Genomic DNA, 21,386 nt, shown 5'->3' on the forward strand with positions numbered 1-21,386 from the left:
TGTGCGACCGTATCTGTCGCCGTTGTGAATCAATCGAGTGGAAGGGGCAATTCCATGAAGGCACTAATACTGGCAGCCGCGCTTGCGGCTGGCCTTCCGATGGCGGCGAACGCCGTCAGCATCACCGCCAACCAGGGCCTGAACGGCGCCGGCGGCTCCGTCGCGGCTGATCGGTCTGACCTCGGAAAGATCAGCGACGGTATCGCAACGAATCAGTCGATCTTCTCGCTCGGTCTCGGCGGGTTTCTCTCGGCTTCCGTCGACCCGCAGGCGCTGGCGAACCCGATCATGGTGATCGAGATCACCAACAACACGCCGAACCCGCTGTTCCCGGAAGCGGTCAATCTGTTTCTCGGCGGCAGCGTCAGCGGCCCAGGCGGGCTCGACGGCGCCAACAGCTTCGACAGCACAGGCGCCATCCAGATCGGCACGCTGTCGAACGACGGCGCGCCGACCGCGATCGAAATGAACGGCGCCTTGATCACGAAGACGCAGACCAATTCATCGACGAAGTTCACGATCGACATCGCCAATGTCGGCAATGGGATTTTCAGCCGACTGACGCTGGTCGACATCACGTCCGGGACGGGAGCGTCCGTCGACGGGTTCGACATCGGCGAACTGACGGTCAACGCCGTGCCGCTGCCGGCCTCGGCGCTCCTGCTGCTGTCCGGCCTCGCCGGTTTCGGCTTCGTCTCGCGCCGGCGCCGCGCCGCCGCCTGACCTCTTCGAAGCGAATACAAGAAACATGGCGGGAGCGCTCAGGCGCTCCCGTTTTTTTGTGGCGAAGCCACTCCTCACCGCCGCATCAGAGTCCGCGAGTCTCCCCATAGCCAGTTCGGCGCTGGCGACCGAGCAAAGTGACCAGGGCGGGTTTAACCGTCCGTGCAAAGCTTTATCCGGCTGAATAACGGGAGGTCAAACGGCCCATCGGCTAGATGTGCAATCATGCAATCGAAATTAGTGTTTAGATGAAGAGCTTTATTATCGCATAACGCAGTTGTTCATTTCGAATCTGACACGCCACGCCCCCACATTTTCTTTCACGATTTCAGACGTATGAAGAATCAAATGAACCTGACCATCATGACATTTGCCGCCGCAGCCGGCCTCGCGCTCGCCACCGCGGCGCCGGCCGAAGCCGCGACAAAAACCTGGACCCTTCGGGACTGGACCTTCAGCGGCGGCGGCGCCGCGTCCGGCTGCTACGATTACGACGCCGAAACCGATGCCTTCAGCGCGATCAACATCGTCACCACCGCAGGGTCGATCAGGGGCGGCGACACCTATGTAAAGGCGGTAAGCCCGTCGACCGCCAGTCTCCCGGATTTCCTGGGCGCCGACACGGGAGGCCCCGGGTTTTCCGGCGACCCCCGCCTGATCGTCAGTCTCGCGGCGGAAATGACGAATCTGGGAGGATTGATCGCCCTCAACCTCACTGTTGGAGACACGTTCAGATCCGAGGGCATTTGCGCAATCGCGAATTGCGGCGGCGCAGCGTCGCGACGTCTTCTTGTTGCAGGCTCCGTCGTCTCGGCCGTGCCGCTTCCGGCGCCCGCGTTCCTTCTTGTCGCCGCCCTCGCGGGGCTGGGCTTCGCCGCCAGGCGGCGAAGCGCCTGTTGATCAGAGGCAGGAGGTGATCCGGCGGATCGCCTCTTCGATATTCTCCACCGAATTGGCGTAGCTGAAGCGGATGTAATCGTCAGCATGAACGCCGAAGCTCGGCCCCGCCACAGTGGCGACGCCGGCCTCCTCCAGAAACCGCTTCTGAAGGGTCTTCGCGTCCATCCCGGTCCCGCTCACGTTCGGAAAGGCGTAGAACGCCCCCGCGGGATCGAGGCAGGTGAAGCCGGGAAGCTGGTTCAGCCGGCCAACGATCACCTTTCGACGCTCATCGAAGGCGCGCATCATCTCCTCCACCGCGTCCTGCGGTCCTTCCAGCGCGGCGATCCCGGCGAATTGCGTCGCCGCGTTCACGCAGGAATGCGCGTTGACGCAGAGACGGGTCGCCTTTTCCACCAGTCCGTCCGGCCAATATGACCAACCGAGCCGCCAGCCAGTCATCGCATACGTCTTCGACCAGCCGTCGAGCAGGATCAGCCGGTCGCGGATCTCCGTGTAGCTCAGGAAACTGACATGCTCGCGCCCCTCATAGAGCATCCGGCAGTAGATCTCATCGGCCAGCACCGCGACCTGCGGATGGTCCATCAGCCCGGCGACCAGCTTTTCGATCTCCGCGCGCGGCGTCGCGCCGCCCGTCGGGTTACCCGGCGAATTGACGATGATCAGACGAGTCTTTTCGGTGATCCCGGCCAGCACCTCCTCGGCGGAAAATGCGAAGCCGTTCTCCTCGCGCAGGACAATCGGAACCGGGGTCGCGCCGGTGTAGCGGATCATCGACCGGTAGATCGGAAATCCAGGATCGGGATACATGATCTCGGCCCCAGGTTCACCGAAAAGCATCATCGCGAAAAACATCGTCGGCTTGCCGCCCGGCATGATGATGATGTTGCCGGGGTCGATCTCGACCCCCCGCCGCGCGGCCACGTCCGCCGCCACCGCCTCGCGAAGCGGCAGAACGCCGTTCGCCGGGGTGTAACCGTGATGGCCGTCGCGAAGGGCCTTGATCGCCGCGTCGACGACGTGCTCCGGGGTTTTGAAATCCGGCTGACCGATGCCGAGATTGACGATTTCCTTCCCTTGCCGCTCCAGTTCTGCGGCGCGGGCCAGAACCTCGAACGCACTTTCGGTTTCGAGGCGACTGATGCTTTCGGCGAGGATCATCTAAGGGCTCCATTCGGGGTGAGAAGAATCTTGCCGCCGCGTCCGCCGGCGGCGGCGTGGCGAAGCGCGTCCGCGAGTTGATCGAGGCCGTATTCCGCCTCCACCGGGCTGACGATCCGGCCGGCCTCGAACGCCGCGGCCATGTCGGCGAATAGCGCCTCGCGTTCCGGCGCGGAGAGCCTGCCGAGCCCGCGCCCAAGCCAGAAGCCGGTCAGCGTCTGGCCGCGGACGATAAGGTGCGAGGGCTCGATCTCACAAGGCGCGCCGGACAGGTAGCCATAGTTCACTGTCGTCGCACCATCCGTAAGACAATCCGCCATCCAGCGCGTCGCGGGGCCGCCGATTGCGTCGATTCCCAGCGTCGCCGCGGCGTCGCCGATCTCGGTGCGCAAGCGCGCGGCCTGATCCTCGCCGCCGACGAGGACGATATCGGCGCCGTGCGCCTTCAGCGGCGCGACCAACTCCTCGCGCCTGACGAAATTCGCGGTGTGGGCGCCGATCTCCCTGGCGAACCGGATGAGATGCAGGCCAACGGCGGAATTTGCGGCGTTCTGCGCGACCCAGTCGCCGGGTTTCAGCTTCACGTAATCCCGGAGCATCAGATACGCGGTCGGCGGGTTGACCTTCAGTTGCGCCGCATCGCGCCAGGAAAGCGTCTTCGGAATGCGCGCCAGCGCCGCCGCATCGACCTCGACCTTCTCGGCCCAATTGGCGCGGGCGAGCACGATAACATGATCGCCGACGGCGAGATCCCCGCCCTCCCCCACCGCTTCGATCACGCCTGCGCCCTCGATCCCGCACGGGGCCGGGAGCGGGGAGGGACCAGGATAACGCCCCTCGAAACCGAGAAGATCAGCCGGGTTGATCCCGCAGGCCATCATCCTGACGACGGCCCGGCCCGGCCTCGGCGCGCCGGGGTCCGGAACGTCTACGACCTTGCACACCTCGTGCGGCGCACCGTTGGCGATGAGTTGGACCTGTTTCAACGGGTTTCCTTTCAGGCGACGATGGGCGACGGTGCCCATTCATATATCTGTCCGCTCCCCCGCGAGGCGCAGGGCGACATTTGAAATCGCGCGCGCTCTTCTGTCTGGAGAGGCGGCGCGCTTTACGCCATCTCCGGCCAGGCCCGCGTGGCTCTCCGTCCCGGCGGAGAGATGGATACGCCAATTCGGGGCCTAGCGCATTGGTAGCCGCCGGCCCGGCCGCGTCAACGCCCCGCGACCGGCAGGCGAGCGGGTCTCGCTTTCGTGCGTGGCGGGATGGGGCCGAAAGGTCTATGTTGACAGGAGCGGAGGGGCGCAAGCCGTCGCCTCGCTCCTTCGCCCCGTGATGCCCCCTAGGGCCTGAGATGCGGCGGGCTGAGGAGACAAGCGGATGAAAGTCAAAGATGTCTTGAAAGCCAAGCGCGACCGCGGGGTCGTGACGGTGCTGCCAGGTGAGACCGTCGAGATTCTCGCCCATAAGCTCAGGCTGGCTCAGGTCGGCGCGCTGATTGTCAGCGGGGACGGCTCCGCGATGCTCGGCATCGTCTCGGAGCGCGATATCGCCAGATGCCTCGCCGAAAGGGGCGCGGAGGCGCATCGCGCCACGGTCAAGGAGATCATGTCGACCGAGGTCATGACTTGCGCGCCGGAGGACAGCCTCACTTCGGTCGCGCGCCAGATGACGGCGCGGCGCTTTCGCCACATGCCGGTGGTTGAGCGCGGCCGACTCGTCGGCATGGTCAGCATCGGCGATATCGTGAAGCACCGGCTGGCGGAGGTCGAGATGGAGGCGGACGTGCTCCGCGACATCGCGATGGCCGGGCACTGAAACGAACGGCGGCGCTACTCCGCTGCCGCCTCGGCTTCCGCCCGGCTCTTGCCGGTCACTTCCTGCGCTAGCGCCGCCGCCATGAATGCGTCGAGATCGCCGTCGAGCACGCCCTGGCTGTCAGAGGTCTCTACCCCGGTCCGCAGGTCCTTCACCATCTGGTAGGGCTGCAGGACATAGGAGCGGATCTGATTGCCCCAGCCGATATCCCCCTTGGCGTCATGCGCGTCCTGGATCGCCTGATTGCGCCGTCTGAGCTCGAGGTCGTAGAGCCGAGATTTCAATGCCTTCATCGCTATATCGCGGTTCTGATGCTGGGATTTTTCCGAACTCGTCACGACGATATTGGTCGGAATATGGGTGATCCGAACGGCTGAATCGGTGGTGTTCACGTGCTGCCCGCCGGCCCCGGACGACCGGTATGTATCGATCCTGATATCATTCGGCGCGATCTCGATCTCGATCGAGTCATCCACCACCGGATAAACCCAGACCGAGGAGAAGGAGGTATGCCGGCGCGCCGCGCTGTCGAAGGGCGAGATGCGGACGAGCCGGTGAACTCCGCTTTCCGATTTCAGCCAACCAAAGGCGTTCTGTCCCTTGATGAGATAGGTCGCGGATTTGATCCCGGCCTCCTCGCCGGCGTTCATCGCGGTCAGTTCGACCTTGTAGCCGCGACGCTCGGCCCAGCGGACATACATCCGCGCCAGCATCGCGGCCCAGTCGCAGCTTTCAGTGCCGCCGGCGCCGGCGTTGATCTCCAGATAGGTATCGTTGGCGTCGGCCTCGCCATCGAGCAGCGCCTCCAGTTCCTTCTCCGCCGCGCTGTCGCGGAGCTTCGCGAGCGCCGCCTCCGCTTCGGCGACCACCTCGTCGTCATTCTCCGCCTCGCCCAGCGCGATCAGCTCGATATTATCGGCGAGATCGCGCGCCAGCGCGTTGTAGCCATCGATCTTGTCGGCGAGGGTCTGGCGTTCGCGCATCACCTTCTGCGCGTGGGCGGGATCGTTCCAGAGTTCCGGATCTTCGGCGCGCGCGTTCAGCTCGTCCAGGCGGCGCTCGGCGCTCTCCCAGCCGATGCGCTGGCGCAGGAGCGCCATCGATTTCTCGATGGCTTCGACGATGGATTGCGTTTCGGCGCGCATGGGATTGGCTCTCGGTATTGCGTTCCGTCCCCACATATGCCGCTGCGCCGCCCCGGTCAAAGGCGGGGCCACGCCGATGCGCCGCCGGCACGCCCACGCCGACCTCCCAACGCCGCAATGATCCGGTCTCCTACCGAATTGACGCTTCTCCGCATCCATCTTCACGCGAATATCACTCGCCGCTCCGTCGGCTCGTGTTCTGGTTCGGCGATCAGGGCGTACGGCGATCCCGGCCGCCGACGGGCTCCGGGCTCCGGCGTCGACAGTGCGCGGCTTCGCGTCTCGGGCGCGGGCCGCCGCCGGCGAGATGCTCGAAGAGAGCTTCCCCCTCACCAACGCGTTCGAAGCACAACCGCCAGCGCCGAGCGACCAGCCGTCGCCGTTCCCGCTTCTGGCTCCGGCGGACTTCGCCACCGTGTTCGCGACGCGGATCATTTACGCCGGCGGCGGCGATCTGGGCCGGTTCGAGAACAGCACGCCGATCCCCGCTGAAGCGGACGGAAGTGGCGGCGCGGACACGCTCATCGGCGGCTCGGCTGACGATACGCTCTTCGGCGGCTCCGGCGACGATCACCTCTTCCCTGGTGTCGCCTCCAATCTGGCGAGAGGCGGGGACGGGAACGACCTGATCGATGCTTATGGCGCCTCGGGCAACGCGAACGACTTGAACCGTCTCTGCGGCAGCGCCGGCGAAGATACATTCATGGGCGATCCACTCTCGGGCGACAATATCGCCGGCGCGTTCGGCGATCTATCTCTGGGCGATGGCGACCCCGACCAGCTTTTCGGCTTCAACAATGCAGGCTCGGCGCCCATTTATCAATTCGCCACAGGGCAAGATACGATCGTGGATGACGGCGCCGCAATCCCAGAGGGCAGCCCGGAACTGCCACAATCGAGCCCCGAGGTGGATTGCGACTGAGGCGCCCGGCGCCGGGCGCGCATTCAGTAGAGCCCGCCGCTCTCCAGATCCCGGTCCAAACTGCGCGGCGGTTGCGGGCGGGCCGGGCGCTCGATCGCGCCGCCCTCCGCCCCGGTTTCGGCTCCATATTCCGCGCCGCCGGCGGCGTCGCTCTCACCATCGCCGATCGTCGCCGCGTCGCCGCCAAGCGACATCGGCAGATCGCCGCCGCCAAAGAAGGAAGAGGAAAGATCGCCGACAACCGCCGCGGTCTGATACATGTCCGGCGCCTGACCGGCGCGGAACACCTCGCGGATTGCACTGCCGCCGGATCCGTCCGGCACGCGCTCACCAGTGTAGCGGTCGACCATGGCGAACTCGACGCCCTCGGGCGCCTTGAACTCGCCCGCCGGGTGGGTCTTCAGCGCCTCCTCCATGAAGGCTTGGAAAACCGGCGCGCACTGCCCGCCGCCGGTGCCGCCTCTACCCATCGGCGTCGGATTGTCGTAACCGATGAAGCAACCGGCCACGAGGTTTGGCGTGAAGCCGACGAACCAGGCATCCTTGGCGTCGTTGGTCGTGCCAGTCTTGCCGGCGACCGGCACGCCGAGCGCGGAAAGCCGCGCCGCGGTGCCGCGTGAGGCGACGCCCTCCATCAGCGAAACGAGCTGATAGGCGGTGATCCGATCCATGATTCGTTTCGCCACCGGTCGCGGCCACGGCTCGCGCTCGCCCGGTGCGTCGGCGGCGCAGGCGTCGCATTCCCTCCGGTCATGGCGATAGATTGTCTCTCCACGCCGATCTTGAACCCTGTCGACCAGCGTCGGCTCGACCCGCCTGCCGCCATTAGCGAACATTCCGTAAGCCGCGACCATCCGCCAGAGCGTCGTCTCGCCAGCGCCGAGCGCGTAACTGAGATGCGACGGCATGTCGTCATAAACACCGAAGCGTTCCGCGTAATCGGCGACGATATCCATGCCGACATCCTGCGCGAGGCGGACGGTCATCAGGTTGCGCGACATCTCCAGCCCGAGCCGCAGCGGCGAGGGGCCGTAGAACTTGTTGGAGTAATTCTTCGGCTTCCAGTCCCCGCCGGCGAAGGAGACGACGACGGGCGCGTCCAGCACGATGGTCGCCGGCGAATAGCCGTTGTCCAACGCGGCGGCGTAGACGAAGGGTTTGAAGCTCGAGCCGGGCTGCCGGTAAGCCTGCGTCGCTCGATCAAAGACGCTCGCCTCGTACGAAAACCCGCCCTGAAGCGCGAGCACGCGGCCGGTATGCGGGTCCATCGCCATGAAGGCGCCCTGGATGAGAGGCACCTGGCGCAACGACCAGCGCGCGAAGCTGCCGTCATCCTTGTTGATTCGCTTGACGAGAATCACGTCGCCGACCGAGAAAACGTCGGACGGTTTCCTCGGGGCCGCGCCCAGGCGCCCCCCGTCGAGGCGCGGTCGCGCCCACTTCACATCGTCGAACGGGATGTAATGGCCGTCGGAATCCTCCTCGACCTCGTGAATGCCGATCCGCGCACTTTTCTCCCCCACCTCGAGCACCACAGCCTTCGTCCAGCCCTCGATATCGGAGGGCGCCGGCGCGGCGGCGAGCGCTTCGCGCCAGCCCGCCTCGTCATCGGCGCTGATCCCCTCGAGAGTCGAGAGCGGGCCGCGCCAGCCGTCGCGCTCACGGTCCCACCGCTCCAGCTTGTCGCGCAGCGCACGCGCACCGAGCGACTGCAACTCCGGGTCCATCGTCGCGCGCACCGTCAGGCCGCCGCCGAACAGCTCCTTCTTGCCGAGCTTCTGGGAAAGCTGGCGACGAATCTCGTCGGTGAAATAAGTGTAGTTCGGTATTGGCGGCAGATCGCTTTCGATCTCACCGCCGATCACCGTCGCCAGCGGCCGCGCCTTCGCCGCCTCGGCCTCGGCGCGGTCAAGGTAACCGTTCTGCGCCATCTCCTCCAGCACGTAATTCCGCCGCGCTACGGCGGCGTCGCGCTGACGCACAGGATGATAGCTGGACGGCGCCTTGGGCAGCGCCGCGAGATAGGCCGCCTCCTCCGGCGCCAATTCGCCCGGCGTCTTGCCGAAATAGCGCCGCGCGGCGGCGGTTACGCCATAGGCGTTCTGCCCGAGAAAGATTTCGTTCAGGTAGAGTTCGAGGATCTGATCCTTGCTCAGCGCGCTCTCGATTCTGGACGAGAGGATGAACTCCTTGATCTTGCGCTCAACCGCGCTTTCCGAGTTAAGGAGGAAATTCTTGATCACCTGCTGAGTTATCGTGGAGGCGCCGCGCAGCCGCTCACCGGTCTGAACTCGGCGCACATTGTCGACCATCGCTTTCACAACGCCGAGCCCGTCGACGCCGCCGTGATCGTAGAAATTCTTGTCCTCGGCGGAGATGAACGCCTGCTTCACCAGCGCCGGAATTTCGTCGATAGGCGTGAAAATCCGCCGCTCCTCGGCGAATTCGGCTATCACCTCGCCCTCGCCGGAATAGACCCGGCTCAGCGTCGCTGGCTGATAGTTCGTCAGTTCATCGTAATCGGGCAGGTCGCGGTCGTAGATCCAGAGCACGGCGCCGATCACGGCGACGCCGGCTACAACCGCGATCGAGCCCGCGCTGAATAGAAAGCCGAAGAAACGGATCATGGCGCCTGTCATTGCTCTCGCGCCGCGATGGGCGCCTGTCGCCTCCTCCTATATAAGTATCGCGGCGGCGATTTGAGGCCCTTTCGCGAATTTTTCGAGGATTCCGGCGTCATGCGCGCCCCGGCGCCTGCGCCCGATCGGCGCGCCGCGGATTCGAACCCGGTCCGCCTTGCCTAGTCGAGGGTCACGAACCTAAGCTGCGCCGACCCGATGGAGCCGCCCCCAGCATGATGTTCGAATTTCGCCGCATTCTTTCCATCGTGGTCGTCACGGCGCTGGCGCAGCTCGTTTTTGCGGAGGCCCGCGCGGACGCGACGCGCGGCGCGCCGGTCGCGCTGATCGCCGACGAAATCAGTTATTCCAGCGAAACTGGCGTCGTCACCGCGCGGGGCGACGTGCAGGTCTTTCGAGACGGACGGACGCTGACCGCTGACGAGATCAGCTACGATTCGAACGCCGATCGGCTCCGCGCCGCCGGCGCCATGGTGCTCAGGACCGAATCCGGCGAGACGGTATTCGCCGACGCTGCGGATCTCGACGCCGAATTCCGCAATGGCATCATCGATGGGGCGAAGGCGGTGATCGCCGGCGGCGCGGCGAAATTCGCTGCGGCGGAAGCTGAACGCGTCGAGGATCGCTACAATGTCCTCACGAAGGCGGTGTTCAGCCCCTGTGAAGTCTGCGCCGCGTCGCCATCCCCGCTCTGGCGAATCCGGGCGGAACGCATCATCCACGATCAGGAAGAACGGCGGATTCATTACGAGGACGCCTATTTCGACGTTCTCGGCGCGACCGTCGGCTACCTGCCCTATTTCTCTCATCCGAGCCCGGAGGTGGACCGCGCGACGGGTTTCCTCGCTCCCGATATCAGCAATGACGGCGCCTATGGGTTCGGCGTCAAGCTCCCCTATTACATCGTTGTCGACGATTATTCGGACGTCACCCTGACGCCCTTCGTCGCCACCAATGACGGCGCGATCCTGGAGACGGAATACCGCCGCCGTTTCGCGACCGGCTTCATCGACCTCGATCTTAATCTCGGCGTGACCGATTACGACAGCGACGGCAAGGACGCCCGCGCCCGCTTCGGCGGGTTCGGAACCGCGCGCTATGGCCTCGGCGACGGCGTTCATACCGGATTTGATCTCGCCTTCGCGACCGACGATCCGTTTCTGAGGCGCTACGAATACACCGATCTCGACAGGCTGAACTCCGAGGCGTTCATCCGCGCCTATGACGGCCGGAACCGGGCCGGGCTGAATCTCAGCTACACCCAGAGCCTGCGACGTAACGAGCCGCAGGATACGCTGCCGGCGCCGGTTCCGGAGTTTTCGCTTCGGCGGGTCATGAACACGCCGTTTGTCGGCGGCGGCGAGCTTGGCTTTTCTCTCGACGGCGGCGCGCTCTTTCGTGAAGAGGGCCGCGATGCCGGGCGCATCTCCGCCGGCGCCGACTGGTCGCGAAGCGTCATCACCGAGGGCGGGCTGGTGCTTCGCGGATTCGCGGACGCGCGCGGCGACGCCTATCAGACAGGGGACGATCCGGCCCTCGACGGCGCCGCCTACCGGTTCCTGCCGCGCGCCGGCGTCGAGGCGCGGATGCCGTTCATGCGCTCCGAGGAGACGGGGGCCACCCAGATCCTTGAGCCGATCGTCCAGTTCATCGCAACCCCTGGCGACATCAACCAGGGCGACATCCCGAACGAGGACAGCGTTGAGGTCGAGTTCGACGAGATGAACCTCTTCGAGACCGACCGTTTCACCGGCTTCGACCGCGTGGAGACCGGCGTGTTCGCCAATATCGGCGCCCGCTTCACCCGGATCGACCCGGCGGGCTGGGGCGCCACGGCGGCGGGCGGCGCGGTGATCAGGTTCACCGATCAGGACGAGTTCTCGTCCGCGGCCGGTCTGACCGGAGCGACTTCGGATTTCGTCGGATCACTTGGCCTGACCTATAGCGATCAGCTTCAGTTCGGCGCCCGCGCTCGTATATCGGACGAGTTCGAGTTCAACCGCGCGGAAATATACGGCGTGGGGCGCCATGCGCCCGTTTCGCTTTACGGCTCCCTTCTCTACATTGAAGCCGACCCGTCCGCGCTTTCCTTCGACGAGCGGTCCGAGGCGATGCTGGGCGGCGCGCTCGACCTGAACAGGAACTGGCGTCTCGCCGGCGAAGTCGGGCGCGATCTGGAGAGCGACCGCTTCAACACCGCCCGGGCCAGCGTCACCTACACCAACGAATGCGCCGCCGTCGAAGTCTACGCCAACCGGAATTTCAACGAGACCGAGGACGTTCCCGACAGTCTGACGGTCGGTCTGCGTGTCCGGCTCTTCGGCGCGACCGATGACTACCGGCGCCGCTCGCGGGTTTGCGACTATCGCACGAGCCAGTGAGCGCGCCGGGCCGGACCACCACCCTCGCCCGTCACTCCGCCGGTTCCGCGGCCGCCCATTCCGCAACAGCGCCGGCGATGGCGGCGACGACGGCGTCCCGGCTGGCGGGGGAAAGAAGCCGCGCCCGATCCTCCGCATTCGACATGAAGCCGAGTTCGATCAGCGCCGAGGGGATGTCCGGCGACTTGAGAACGCGAAATCCCGCCGATTGCAGCGCCCGCCCCTCCAGCACCGGCGTCGCTTTGCGCAGCGCCGCGACGAGCCGCGTCGCGAGATTGCGCGAGCGCTGGTCGGTGCGCCGCCGGGCGAGATCGATGAGAACCCGCGCGACGTCGCGCTCCGTCGCGTCGAGCGGAACCCCAGCGATGCTTTCGGCGCGATCATGCGCGGCGGCGAGCGCAGCCGCTTCGCGTCCTGACGCCGACCTGCTCAGCACATAGACGGAGGCGCCGGCCGCATCTCCGCTCGCCAGCGCATCGGCGTGAAGCGAAAGAAAGAGCCCGGCGCCAGCTTCGCGCGCGAACGCCACGCGTTCGCGCAGGGAGAGGTATTCGTCGCCCCGCCGCGTCAACAGCGCCCGAAACCCCGGCAAAGCGTCGAGCGCGGCGGCGAGCGCGCGCGCGTAATCGAGCACGAGGTTCTTTTCCTCGACGCCGCGTGAGATGGCGCCGGGATCGAGGCCGCCATGGCCCGGATCGATGACGACGATCAGCGCGCCATCTTCCTCCTCCGTCGCCGGCGGGGCCTGCGCGGAAAGCGGCGGCGGCTTCGCTTCGGGCCAGCCGGCGAGCGCCGCAAAGGCTTCGGCGCCGACCGGCGCGAGGTCGAGAATGAATCTCGCGCCCTTCGTCGCCGCCTCGGTATGAACGCGCGCCACGCGCGCCGGGCGTTTCAGGTCGACGACCAGCCGCGCGCCGTCCCCGCTCCGTCCGAAACGAAGACCGTCGATCAGATGAAGGGCCCCCGCCGCGCGTTCCGACGCGGCCCATGCGGGAAGCGCGGGAAAGTCGACGACGACGCGCGGCGGATCGGTCAGAGTGAAAATGCTGTAGGCGGCGCGGTCAGGAAGGCTCAGCGTCAGCCGCTCGCCGCCGCCAGGACCTGGAACTCTGCTGAAAAGCGCGGTCTCGCCGGCCGTCGCCCATCCTGCGGCCGCAACGAAAAGCGCGACCAGAATCCGCGCCGCGCCGTTACGCGTGACAGTTCCCCGCATTCGCCGAACCCTTGGCCGCCGCCCCGCCAAACCGCCGGGCTTCGGCAGGCTTACACATGACCCCGGCGGGTTGAAAATCCCTTTGGACTTTCGCGAATGCGACGACTATGGTCGCCCTTGACGGCAGGGCGGTGCGCGAAACGCGGCCCCGCCTCGTCATCACCCCGCTGAATTTCAGCTGGGGGCGACTGCGCCGGCGCGACCGCAACAAGCGGCGATGCCGAACAGACGCCTCCTCTGGCGCATCCGGCGCCACCCGAAACACCCGCGGCGCCTTTGCCGTGCAATGGTTGAAAACATGAAGAGACGGACAACCGAGAGGCGTAGGATCGCAAGGCCGGTCACGGCTGCGTCAACGTCTTCGGCTCCGCTATCTCTCTCTCTCACAGGAAAGACGGCGCCGCCGGGCGCGCCTGCGCACCGCGCGCCGCCGAAGAAAGCTCAATGGCGAAGAAAATGCTCATCGACGCCACGCACCCGGAAGAAACCCGGGTCGTGGTCATGGATGGAACCAGGATCGACGAATTCGACTTCGAATCGATCAACAAGCGACAACTTGCTGGCAATATATATCTAGCGAAGGTCACGAGGGTCGAACCGTCGTTACAGGCCGCCTTCATCGAGTATGGCGGCAATCGGCACGGGTTTCTTGCATTCTCGGAAATTCATCCGGACTATTACCAGATTCCCTTCGCCGACCGCGAGGCGATCATCGAAGCCGAGGCGGTGGCTAACGCCGCCGATGAGGAGGAGGAGCCGCGAAAAACGCGCTCCCGCCGCGCGCCGCGTTCACGCTCCCGCCGCCGGAAATCCGGCGACGCGGGCGGGTCCGATACAAATGGCATGGAGACAGCCGACGGCGAAACATCGGCCGAGAACGGTGCGGCTCCAAAACCTGCAACAGTCACTCCCACCAACATGGAGATCGCCGACGCGGACCCCGTGAAAGCGGAAGCTCCTTACCCGACAACTGAAGAGGTCGAGACGCCCGAATCACCGCCCGCGGAAACGCAGGTCGCCGCGGCCGAAACCGAAACCGCCGGAGACGCGACGACCGAATCGGCCGAAGATTCCGATACCGACGAGCGCGGCGACAGCCCAAACTCGATCGCAGAGGATTCCGGCGCTGACGATGGTGAAAGCGTCTCGGAGGCTCCTCGCCACGCTGTCGAACCCAATGATGACGACGACGGCGACGACGATGACGCGAACCGCGATGCGGCGAAGGACGAGGTCGAATCGGTCGGCGCCGAGAAGGTCGAGGACGAGATCCGTCCGCGCCGCGCGCCGACCCGACGTTACAAGATCCAAGAAGTCGTGAAGGTCCGGCAGATCATGCTGGTGCAGGTCGTGAAGGAAGAGCGCGGCAACAAGGGCGCCGCGCTGACGACCTATCTCAGCCTGGCGGGGCGCTATTGCGTGCTGATGCCGAACACGGCGCGCGGCGGCGGCATTTCGCGCAAGATCACCCAGGCCTCCGACCGCCAGAAGCTGAAGGAGATCGCGGGCGAGCTGGAAGTGCCGAAGGGCATGGGGCTGATCGTGCGGACCGCCGGCGCGAAGCGGACCAAGACCGAGATAAAGCGCGATTACGAGTTCCTCCTGCGGCAGTGGGAGCAGATCCGCGACCTCACCCTCGCCTCGATGGCGCCGGCGCTGATCTACGAGGAAGGCAGCCTGATCAAACGCTCGATCCGCGATCTTTACGGGCGCGACATCGATTCCATACTCGTCGAGGGCGAAGAAGCCTATCGCGAGGCCAAGGATTACATGAAGATGCTGATGCCAAGCCACGCGAAGAACGTGCAGGCGCATCGGGAAGCGACGCCGCTTTTCTCCAAGTACCAGGTCGAGAGCCATCTCTCGGCGATGTTCAATCCGACGGTTCAGCTGAAATCCGGCGGCTATATCGTCATCGGCGTGACCGAGGCGCTCGTCGCGATTGATGTGAACTCTGGCCGTTCGACCCGCGAACATTCGATTGAAGAGACCGCGCTCAAGACCAATCTTGAGGCTTCCGACGAAGTCGCGCGCCAGCTCCGGCTCCGCGATCTGGCCGGGCTGATCGTGATCGACTACATCGACATGGACGAGAACCGGAACAACCGGGCGGTCGAAAAGCGGCTGAAAGAACGACTGAAGAACGACCGCGCCCGCATTCAGGTCGGTCGGATCAGCGCTTTCGGGCTGATGGAGATGTCGCGTCAGCGGCTCCGCCCCGGCATGATCGAGGCGACGACCGCGCCCTGCGCGCATTGCCACGGCACCGGCATCGTGCGTTCCGCCGACAATGTCGCGCTGGCGATCCTGCGCGAGGTCGAGGAAGAAGGCGTGCACGCCCGGGTGCGCGAGGTCAAGGTGATCGCGCCCGTCGGCATCGCCAACTTCCTGATGAACCAGAAACGCAAGCATGTCGCACAGATCGAGGCGCGCTACGGCATCGACCTGCTGATCGAGGCCGATCCGACGATGATCAGCCCGGACTACAAGCTGGAGAAAGTGAAGGGAGCGCGGCAAGCGCCGCGCCCGGCGGAGTCCCCTCGCACCATCACCGCAGAGACCGCCTATGACGGCGCCCAGGCGGATAGCGAGGCCGAGGATGATACGCCGGTGAACGACGCCAGCGCGGACTCGCGCGAGAAGCCCGAGCGCAACGAGAACACCGCGCGCTCCGGCGGCGAAGGCGATGGCGAAGGTAAACGCCGCCGACGTGGAAAGCGCGGCGGGCGCAAGCGGCGGCGGTCGGATGACGAGCAGCAGGGCGAGACCCGCCAGGGCCAGGCCCGCGAGGAAAGCGCCGCTCTCGGCGAAGTGATCGAGACCAGCGAATCGGGCGCGCCCGAGGACAACCTTGTCGCGACCGCGGACGAAACGGCGCAAAAGCCGAAACGCGCGCGCCCGGCGTCGCGCCGGAAAGCCGTAGCGGCGGAAACCGCGGGATCCGAAGCGGCGGCCGAGGACTCATCGGAAGCTCCTGCGGAACCCCCTGCGGAAGCCGCCCCGGACACCCCGGCCGAGGCCCCCGAAACCCCTGCGGTTTCTCCTGCGAAAGCGGCTGAAGAGCGCGGCCCGGAAACGGAAACCGTTGGGGAGGAAGCGCCGGCGAAACCGAAGCGAAAGCCAAGGGCGCGCAAGCCAAAGGCGGCGCCTGCCGAGGCGGAGGCGAACACCGCCGAGGCGGCCGGCGCTGCGTCGGTGGCGGATGCGCCGACCCCTCCGCCGGCGGAACCGGTCGTCGCCGCGGAAATCGAGCCTGCGCCTCAGCCGGAGCCTCAACCTCAACCGCGGCCAGCGCCTGAGCCCGAACCCGAGCCCGAGTTGGCTGTCGCCGAGGCGCCGAAACCCGACAAGCCCCGACGACGCGGCTGGTGGTCATGACCACGCTCGCAACGGTGGGTTCGCTCGCCGCTTGATGATTGGGAAAGGGCGCCGCTGATCGCGGCGCCCTTTCCCGCATTTCACCGCCTTGCGGCCCCGCGCGCCGCGTCCTAAACCCGGCGCATGCAGCCTGCCCTCGATCTCCTCAAATCCGTCTTCGGTTTCGACGCCTTCCGCCCCGGCCAGGCGGAAATCATCGAGGCGATCCTGAACGAGGAGGACGTGCTCGCGATTATGCCGACAGGCGGCGGCAAGTCGCTCTGCTATCAGTTGCCGGCGCTCCGGCGCGAGGGGATGACGCTGGTCGTCTCGCCGCTCATCGCGCTGATGCGCGACCAGGTGGAGGCGCTCCGCCGACTCGGCGTGGAGGCCGGGGCGTTGACCTCGGCGAACGACCCGGAGGAGACCGAGCGCGTCTTCGACGCAATCGACCGCGGCGTGCTGAAGCTGCTCTACTTGGCGCCGGAGCGGCTTGGCTCCGCCGCGCCGCTCATCCGGCGCACAGGCGTTTCGCTGCTGGCGGTCGACGAGGCGCATTGCGTCAGTCAGTGGGGCCATGATTTCCGCCCCGATTATCTGAAGATCGGCGCGCTCCGCGCCGCGCTCGGCGGGCCGCAGACCGCCGCCTTCACCGCGACCGCGGACGAGGAGACGCGCGCCGAGATCGCAGCGAAACTCTTCGCCGCGCCGCCGCGGGTGTTCCTGCGCGGCTTCGATCGGCCGAACATCCACCTCGCCTTCGCGGCAAAGGACGGGCCGCGTCGGCAGCTTCTCGATTTCGTCACCGCGCGAAAGGGCCGATCCGGCATCGTCTACGCGTCCTCGCGAAACAAGACCGAAGTGCTGGCCGGGGCGCTGCGCCACGCCGGCCTCCCGGCCCTCCCCTATCACGCGGGGCTGGACCCGGAAACGCGGCGCGACCATCAGGAACGCTTCCAGCTTGAAGACGGCGTGGTGATGTGCGCGACGATCGCCTTCGGCATGGGTGTCGACAAGCCGGATATTCGCTATGTCGTCCACGCCGATCTGCCGAAATCCATGGAGAGCTATTATCAGGAGATCGGCCGCGCCGGGCGCGACGGCGCGCCCGCCGAAACGCTGACGCTCTACGGGCTCGACGACATCCGTCTGCAACGGATGCGGATCGACGAAAGCCCGGCGCCGAATGACAGGAAGCGCGCCGATCACGCGCGGCTGAACGCGCTGCTGGCGCTGGCCGAAGCGCCGCGCTGCCGCCGCCAGATCCTGCTTGGCTATTTCGGCGAACAGTCCGAACCATGCGGCAATTGCGACCTCTGCGACCGGCCGCCGGCGCTCTTCGACGGCACCGAGGCGGCGCAGATGGCGCTCTCCGCGATCTACCGCACCGAAGAGCGCTACGGCCAGGATCACATCATCGCCGTCCTGAGGGGCGAGGCGACGGAGAAGGCGACGCGCGCCGGCCACGACCAGTTGGCGGTATTCGGCAAGGGCGCAGACAAGGCGAAAGGCTGGTGGCGGGGCGTGATGCGGCAGATCTACGCGCTCGGCCTCGTCCGGATCGACGCCGAACGCCACGGCGCCTGGCGGTTGACCGACGCGGCGCGCCCGGTTCTGCGCGGCGAGGAGCGGATCGAGATACGCGAGGACACGCTGCGCGCGAAGGCGAAGCGCGCCGACCGCGCCGTCCCCGCCGCACTGGTCGCCGAAGAGGATGAAGCGCTGTTCAGCCGTCTCCGCGCGCTTCGCGCCCGCTTGGCGCAGGAGCAGGGCGGGCCGGCCTATATCGTCTTTTCCGACCGTTCGCTGATCGATATGACGGCGCGAAAACCACACGATCTCGACCAGTTCGCCGCCTGTCACGGCGTCGGCGCGCAAAAGCTGGCGCGCTACGGCGCGGCGTTTCTCGCCGCGATCAACGAAACTGCGGAGGAACCCGCGCATCCCGCCCGCCGCCGGGCGGCGACAAACGGCGACGGCGCGCTTTTCGCGGCGCTGGAGGAAGCGCAGATCGCGCTCTCGCGGGGCGTCGAGGGCCGGGACAAATTCCTCGCCTGCACAAGGCCGACCCTCGCGAAAATCGCCGAGGCGCGGCCACGCAGCCTTGAGGCGCTGGCGCAAATTTCGGGCGTAGGGCCACAAAAATCCGACCGGTTCGGCGCGGTTTTTCTTTCGATCATCTCAAGCGCGGACGCCTGAATCCCGGCGCGCCTCATCCCGGTTCCAAAACGAGAAACCGTCAGCAAGCCGTCACATCTTCCTGTTACGCACACACCCCGAGGACAACAGCCCTGCGCGGAACGCGGGGCGGTGAGCGGGCGGTCTCGACATGGCGACATATGGCGCCTTCGCGGGTGTGGCGGCGACCTTGCGGACCGCATCGAGCGGCTATTTCTGGGCTCGGCTCTGCTTCGGCGCGTTCAGCCGGATCGCGCCCGGCGCTGCGGCCTGGGCGCTTCATGCGCTCTATCGCCGCCCGGCGCTCACCCGTCGCTACAGTCGGCGTGAGCGCGCGCTTCTGCGTGATGCGGCCACGCTATTGAAGGGCGCGGAGCGGCTCGACACGCCGGTCGTCACCCGAACCGGACGCGGCGTTCTTCGCGCCTATCATTTCCGCTCCGACGGCCAGACGCGCGGCCTCGCGCTGCTCCTTCATGGCTGGACCGCAGACGCCCGCGCCATGGCCGCGTTCATCGGCCCGCTGGTCGCGGCGGGTTATGACGCGCTTGTGGTCGATCTTCCTGCGCATGGCGGATCGTCCGGCGTCGTCACCGACGCAGAGAGCGGGGCCGATGCGGTCGCCTCCATGCTGGCGGCGCGCGGGCTCACGCCGGATCATGTGATCGGCCACAGTTTCGGCGGCGCCGTGTCAAGCGTGCTCGCCGCCGCCGGGGCGACGCCGCGCTCGGTCGTTTCGATCGCCGCGCCATCGGCGATGGCCGCCGCGCTCGACGAACTCGCCCTCGCCTACGCCCTCAGCGACGCCGCGCGCGCCAGGCTCCTGGCGCGGGCCGGGCGGCTCTCCGGGCGGCCGCTCGACGAATATGACGTGCGGCGAATCTGGCGGGCGAGAGATTCCGCAATCCTGGTCATTCATGCCCCGGAGGACGATTCGGTCTCCTACACACATGCGGAGCGGTTTCGCGCATTGCCGAACGCCCGGCTGGCGCCGACGCATGGCGTCGGCCATCGCGAGATCGTGCGTCATCAGGCCTGCATCGAAGCGACGATGGCGCATATCACGTCGGTTGACCGCGTAGCGATCTGAGCGCGCCGAGGCCCGCCCTCTCGCGACAGGACGGCCCCGTCCGCGCCCGCTTGCCGCGCCTTGAGCGCGCCCCTAATGTCGCACGCATGCGGATCGCAAGTTTCAACATCAACGGGGTGAGGGCGCGGCTGCCGGCGCTTCTCGACTGGCTTGGAACCGCGGCGCCCGACGTCGCGCTGCTGCAAGAGATCAAGTGCGTCGATGAGACCTTCCCGCGCGAACCGATCGAGGACCTCGGCTACAATATCGAGACCCACGGGCAGAAAGGGTTCAACGGCGTCGCGATCCTCTCCAAACGCCCTATCGAGGATGTCTCGCGCGGCCTGCCCGGCGACGAAGCGGATGAACAGGCCCGCTGGATCGAGGCGACGATCCCCGGCGATTCAGGCGCGGCGCGGGTCTGCTGCCTCTATCTTCCGAACGGCAACCCGGCGCCGGGGCCAAAGTACGACTACAAGCTCGGCTGGATGCGCCGCCTCGAAACCCGCGCCGCCAAACTGGTCGCAGCGGAGGAGACCGCGATTCTCGCCGGCGACTACAACGTCATCCCGCAGGAGGAGGACGCTCACAATCCCGAGGCCTGGCTCGACGACGCGCTCTATTTGCCGCAGACCCGCGCTGCGTGGCGGCGCCTCCTCGCGCTCGGCATCACCGATGCGTTCCGAGCGCTGAACGCCGCGCCGATGAATTATACGTTTTGGGATTATCAGGCCGGCGCCTGGGCGAAGAACAACGGCATCCGGATCGATCACCTGCTGTTGACGCCGGAGGCCGCGGACCGACTGACGGCCTGCGAAATCGACCGCCGACCACGCGGCGGCGAGAAACCGTCCGATCACACACCGATCTGGGCGGATATCGACATATGACAGCGCCCACCCGGCGCGTCCCGGCCGCAATCGCCTACCTGCTCCCGGTCTCCAACACCGCCGCCGGCGTCTATGACGCGCGCGCAGTCGCCGCCTCGTCGTGGAGTTGGCGGCGTGGCTACGAAAGCTATATGCGGGCTGGAAACGCCACTGCGTCCGCACGGCCGGACACGCCCGCGCGCCGGCGCGCCTCCCACCCCCACGCCTATCTGATCGGCGCGCGCCGCGCCCTCGTCCCGGCGCAGAGGATTCGCGAGGTCTCGCCCATCCTCGCCCCGCTCGGACGACCGGGGGACGACGCGGCGTTCTGGACTCAGGCGTTGCCAGCGTGAAGCGCGGCGACGATCTCGGCAAGCTTCGCGCGCATTCCCGCGGCCTCCTGCCGCTCGCCGCGCCGGCTGATCAACGTCACGACGGTCATCCGGTCGTCGATTTCTGTGAAGGCGCGGCAAATCAGATCGCCCGCGAACGCCGGGCCGAACTCGCTCCGGTCCTCGACAACGGCGTAGAGCGCGCGCGGCCCTGTCATCGTCTCCACCATAGAGACGTCGGCCCTATCGCCGCCGTAGCCGAGCCCGATCACCCCTTTCGGGGAGTCGAAGAACCTCTCGAGGGCGGGCAATCCACCGGCGAGCGGCATCCTGGAGACCGAGATGCTCAGAACGCCGCCCAGCCCGGCCCGGGGCGCGCCGGGGCATTCGGCGAAGATCATGAAGACCGACTCCGGCCCGGTCTGAATCGAATCGAGCGGAATGCAGAGCCCGTCCGGCGGCGTCACGCGCACGACGTTTCCGGCGGCGTCGACCTCCACCAGATCCGGCGCGACCGAGACGATCTGAAGATAGTCCGGCGAGAGCGGCTGCTGGAGGCGCGAGATATCAGGCGCCCCCGGCGCCGGCTCGGGCGCGCAGGCGGCGAGCGCCGCGAGAAGGGCCCCGGCGAAGGCCGCCCGCCTCGCCCGCTTCCATATTGTGTTCATGCGCCCTGCGTTTC

The 21,386-nt window shown here is 66.6% G+C and carries 16 protein-coding genes; 10 read left to right on the forward strand and 6 right to left on the reverse strand.

Features of this window, described 5'->3' with window-relative positions; translation table 11 throughout:
* Nucleotides 1–54: 54 nt before the first annotated feature.
* Together G5B40_RS07725 and G5B40_RS07730 are read left to right on the forward strand one after the other, a co-directional pair.
* The gene (locus tag G5B40_RS07725; RefSeq protein WP_165097144.1) at nt 55–723 is read left to right on the forward strand and encodes a VPLPA-CTERM sorting domain-containing protein; all 669 of its coding nucleotides are present in this window, start codon (nt 55–57) and stop codon (nt 721–723) included.
* Between the two features lie 348 nt (nt 724–1,071).
* Complete coding sequence (locus G5B40_RS07730) at nt 1,072–1,623, forward strand: hypothetical protein (RefSeq protein ID WP_165097146.1); 552 nt, start codon at nt 1,072–1,074, stop codon at nt 1,621–1,623.
* Here the strand turns inward: G5B40_RS07730 and G5B40_RS07735 are convergent, their stop codons facing one another.
* Nucleotides 1,624–2,784, reverse strand: coding sequence for a pyridoxal phosphate-dependent aminotransferase (locus G5B40_RS07735; protein WP_165097149.1), 1,161 nt, complete (start codon nt 2,782–2,784; stop codon nt 1,624–1,626).
* The gene (locus tag G5B40_RS07740) at nt 2,781–3,770 is read right to left on the reverse strand and encodes a zinc-dependent alcohol dehydrogenase family protein (RefSeq protein WP_165097152.1); all 990 of its coding nucleotides are present in this window, start codon (nt 3,768–3,770) and stop codon (nt 2,781–2,783) included. Before G5B40_RS07740 ends, G5B40_RS07735 begins: the two co-directional genes overlap by 4 nt.
* 391 nt (nt 3,771–4,161) lie before the next feature.
* On the opposite strand from G5B40_RS07740, the gene G5B40_RS07745 reads away from it, so the two are divergent.
* Nucleotides 4,162–4,599, forward strand: coding sequence for a CBS domain-containing protein (locus G5B40_RS07745; protein WP_165097154.1), 438 nt, complete (start codon nt 4,162–4,164; stop codon nt 4,597–4,599).
* A gap of 14 nt (nt 4,600–4,613) precedes the next feature.
* Here the strand turns inward: G5B40_RS07745 and prfB are convergent, their stop codons facing one another.
* A complete protein-coding gene (gene prfB / locus G5B40_RS07750) occupies nt 4,614–5,744 on the reverse strand; it encodes a peptide chain release factor 2 (protein WP_165097157.1) in 1,131 nt (376 codons plus the stop codon).
* A gap of 265 nt (nt 5,745–6,009) precedes the next feature.
* On the opposite strand from prfB, the gene G5B40_RS07755 reads away from it, so the two are divergent.
* The gene (locus tag G5B40_RS07755) at nt 6,010–6,666 is read left to right on the forward strand and encodes a calcium-binding protein (RefSeq protein ID WP_165097159.1); all 657 of its coding nucleotides are present in this window, start codon (nt 6,010–6,012) and stop codon (nt 6,664–6,666) included.
* Nucleotides 6,667–6,689: 23 nt separating this feature from the next.
* Here the strand turns inward: G5B40_RS07755 and G5B40_RS07760 are convergent, their stop codons facing one another.
* A complete protein-coding gene (locus G5B40_RS07760) occupies nt 6,690–9,293 on the reverse strand; it encodes a penicillin-binding protein 1A (protein WP_165097162.1) in 2,604 nt (867 codons plus the stop codon).
* A 227-nt stretch (nt 9,294–9,520) separates the two neighbouring features.
* Between G5B40_RS07760 and G5B40_RS07765 the strand changes: the two genes are divergently transcribed.
* Nucleotides 9,521–11,686: an LPS-assembly protein LptD gene (locus tag G5B40_RS07765; protein ID WP_165097165.1), complete on the forward strand. Its 2,166-nt coding sequence runs from the start codon at nt 9,521–9,523 to the stop codon at nt 11,684–11,686.
* Between the two features lie 31 nt (nt 11,687–11,717).
* Here G5B40_RS07765 and G5B40_RS07770 read toward each other — a convergent pair whose 3' ends face one another.
* Complete coding sequence (locus G5B40_RS07770; protein ID WP_165097168.1) at nt 11,718–12,899, reverse strand: N-acetylmuramoyl-L-alanine amidase; 1,182 nt, start codon at nt 12,897–12,899, stop codon at nt 11,718–11,720.
* Between the two features lie 444 nt (nt 12,900–13,343).
* On the opposite strand from G5B40_RS07770, the gene G5B40_RS07775 reads away from it, so the two are divergent.
* The 5 genes from G5B40_RS07775 to G5B40_RS07795 all read left to right on the forward strand — a co-directional run bounded on the left by G5B40_RS07775 (nt 13,344) and on the right by G5B40_RS07795 (nt 20,725).
* Nucleotides 13,344–16,277, forward strand: a complete 2,934-nt coding sequence (locus G5B40_RS07775; RefSeq protein ID WP_165097170.1) for a ribonuclease E/G — start codon at nt 13,344–13,346, stop codon at nt 16,275–16,277.
* A gap of 123 nt (nt 16,278–16,400) precedes the next feature.
* Nucleotides 16,401–18,455 carry a DNA helicase RecQ gene (recQ, locus tag G5B40_RS07780; protein WP_165097173.1) on the forward strand — a complete coding sequence of 685 codons (2,055 nt, stop codon included), beginning with the start codon at nt 16,401–16,403 and terminating at the stop codon, nt 18,453–18,455.
* A 130-nt stretch (nt 18,456–18,585) separates the two neighbouring features.
* Nucleotides 18,586–19,524 carry an alpha/beta fold hydrolase gene (locus tag G5B40_RS07785; protein ID WP_165097175.1) on the forward strand — a complete coding sequence of 313 codons (939 nt, stop codon included), beginning with the start codon at nt 18,586–18,588 and terminating at the stop codon, nt 19,522–19,524.
* An 86-nt stretch (nt 19,525–19,610) separates the two neighbouring features.
* Complete coding sequence (gene xth / locus G5B40_RS07790; protein WP_165097178.1) at nt 19,611–20,393, forward strand: exodeoxyribonuclease III; 783 nt, start codon at nt 19,611–19,613, stop codon at nt 20,391–20,393.
* A complete protein-coding gene (locus tag G5B40_RS07795; protein WP_165097182.1) occupies nt 20,390–20,725 on the forward strand; it encodes a hypothetical protein in 336 nt (111 codons plus the stop codon). Before xth ends, G5B40_RS07795 begins: the two co-directional genes overlap by 4 nt.
* Here G5B40_RS07795 and G5B40_RS07800 read toward each other — a convergent pair.
* Nucleotides 20,707–21,372: a cupin domain-containing protein gene (locus G5B40_RS07800; protein ID WP_165097185.1), complete on the reverse strand. Its 666-nt coding sequence runs from the start codon at nt 21,370–21,372 to the stop codon at nt 20,707–20,709. The two genes, G5B40_RS07795 and G5B40_RS07800, sit on opposite strands and share 19 nt — an antisense overlap.
* Nucleotides 21,373–21,386: the final 14 nt, after the last annotated feature.

The organism is Pikeienuella piscinae (genome assembly GCF_011044155.1).
Lineage (GTDB): Bacteria > Pseudomonadota > Alphaproteobacteria > Rhodobacterales > Rhodobacteraceae > Pikeienuella > Pikeienuella piscinae.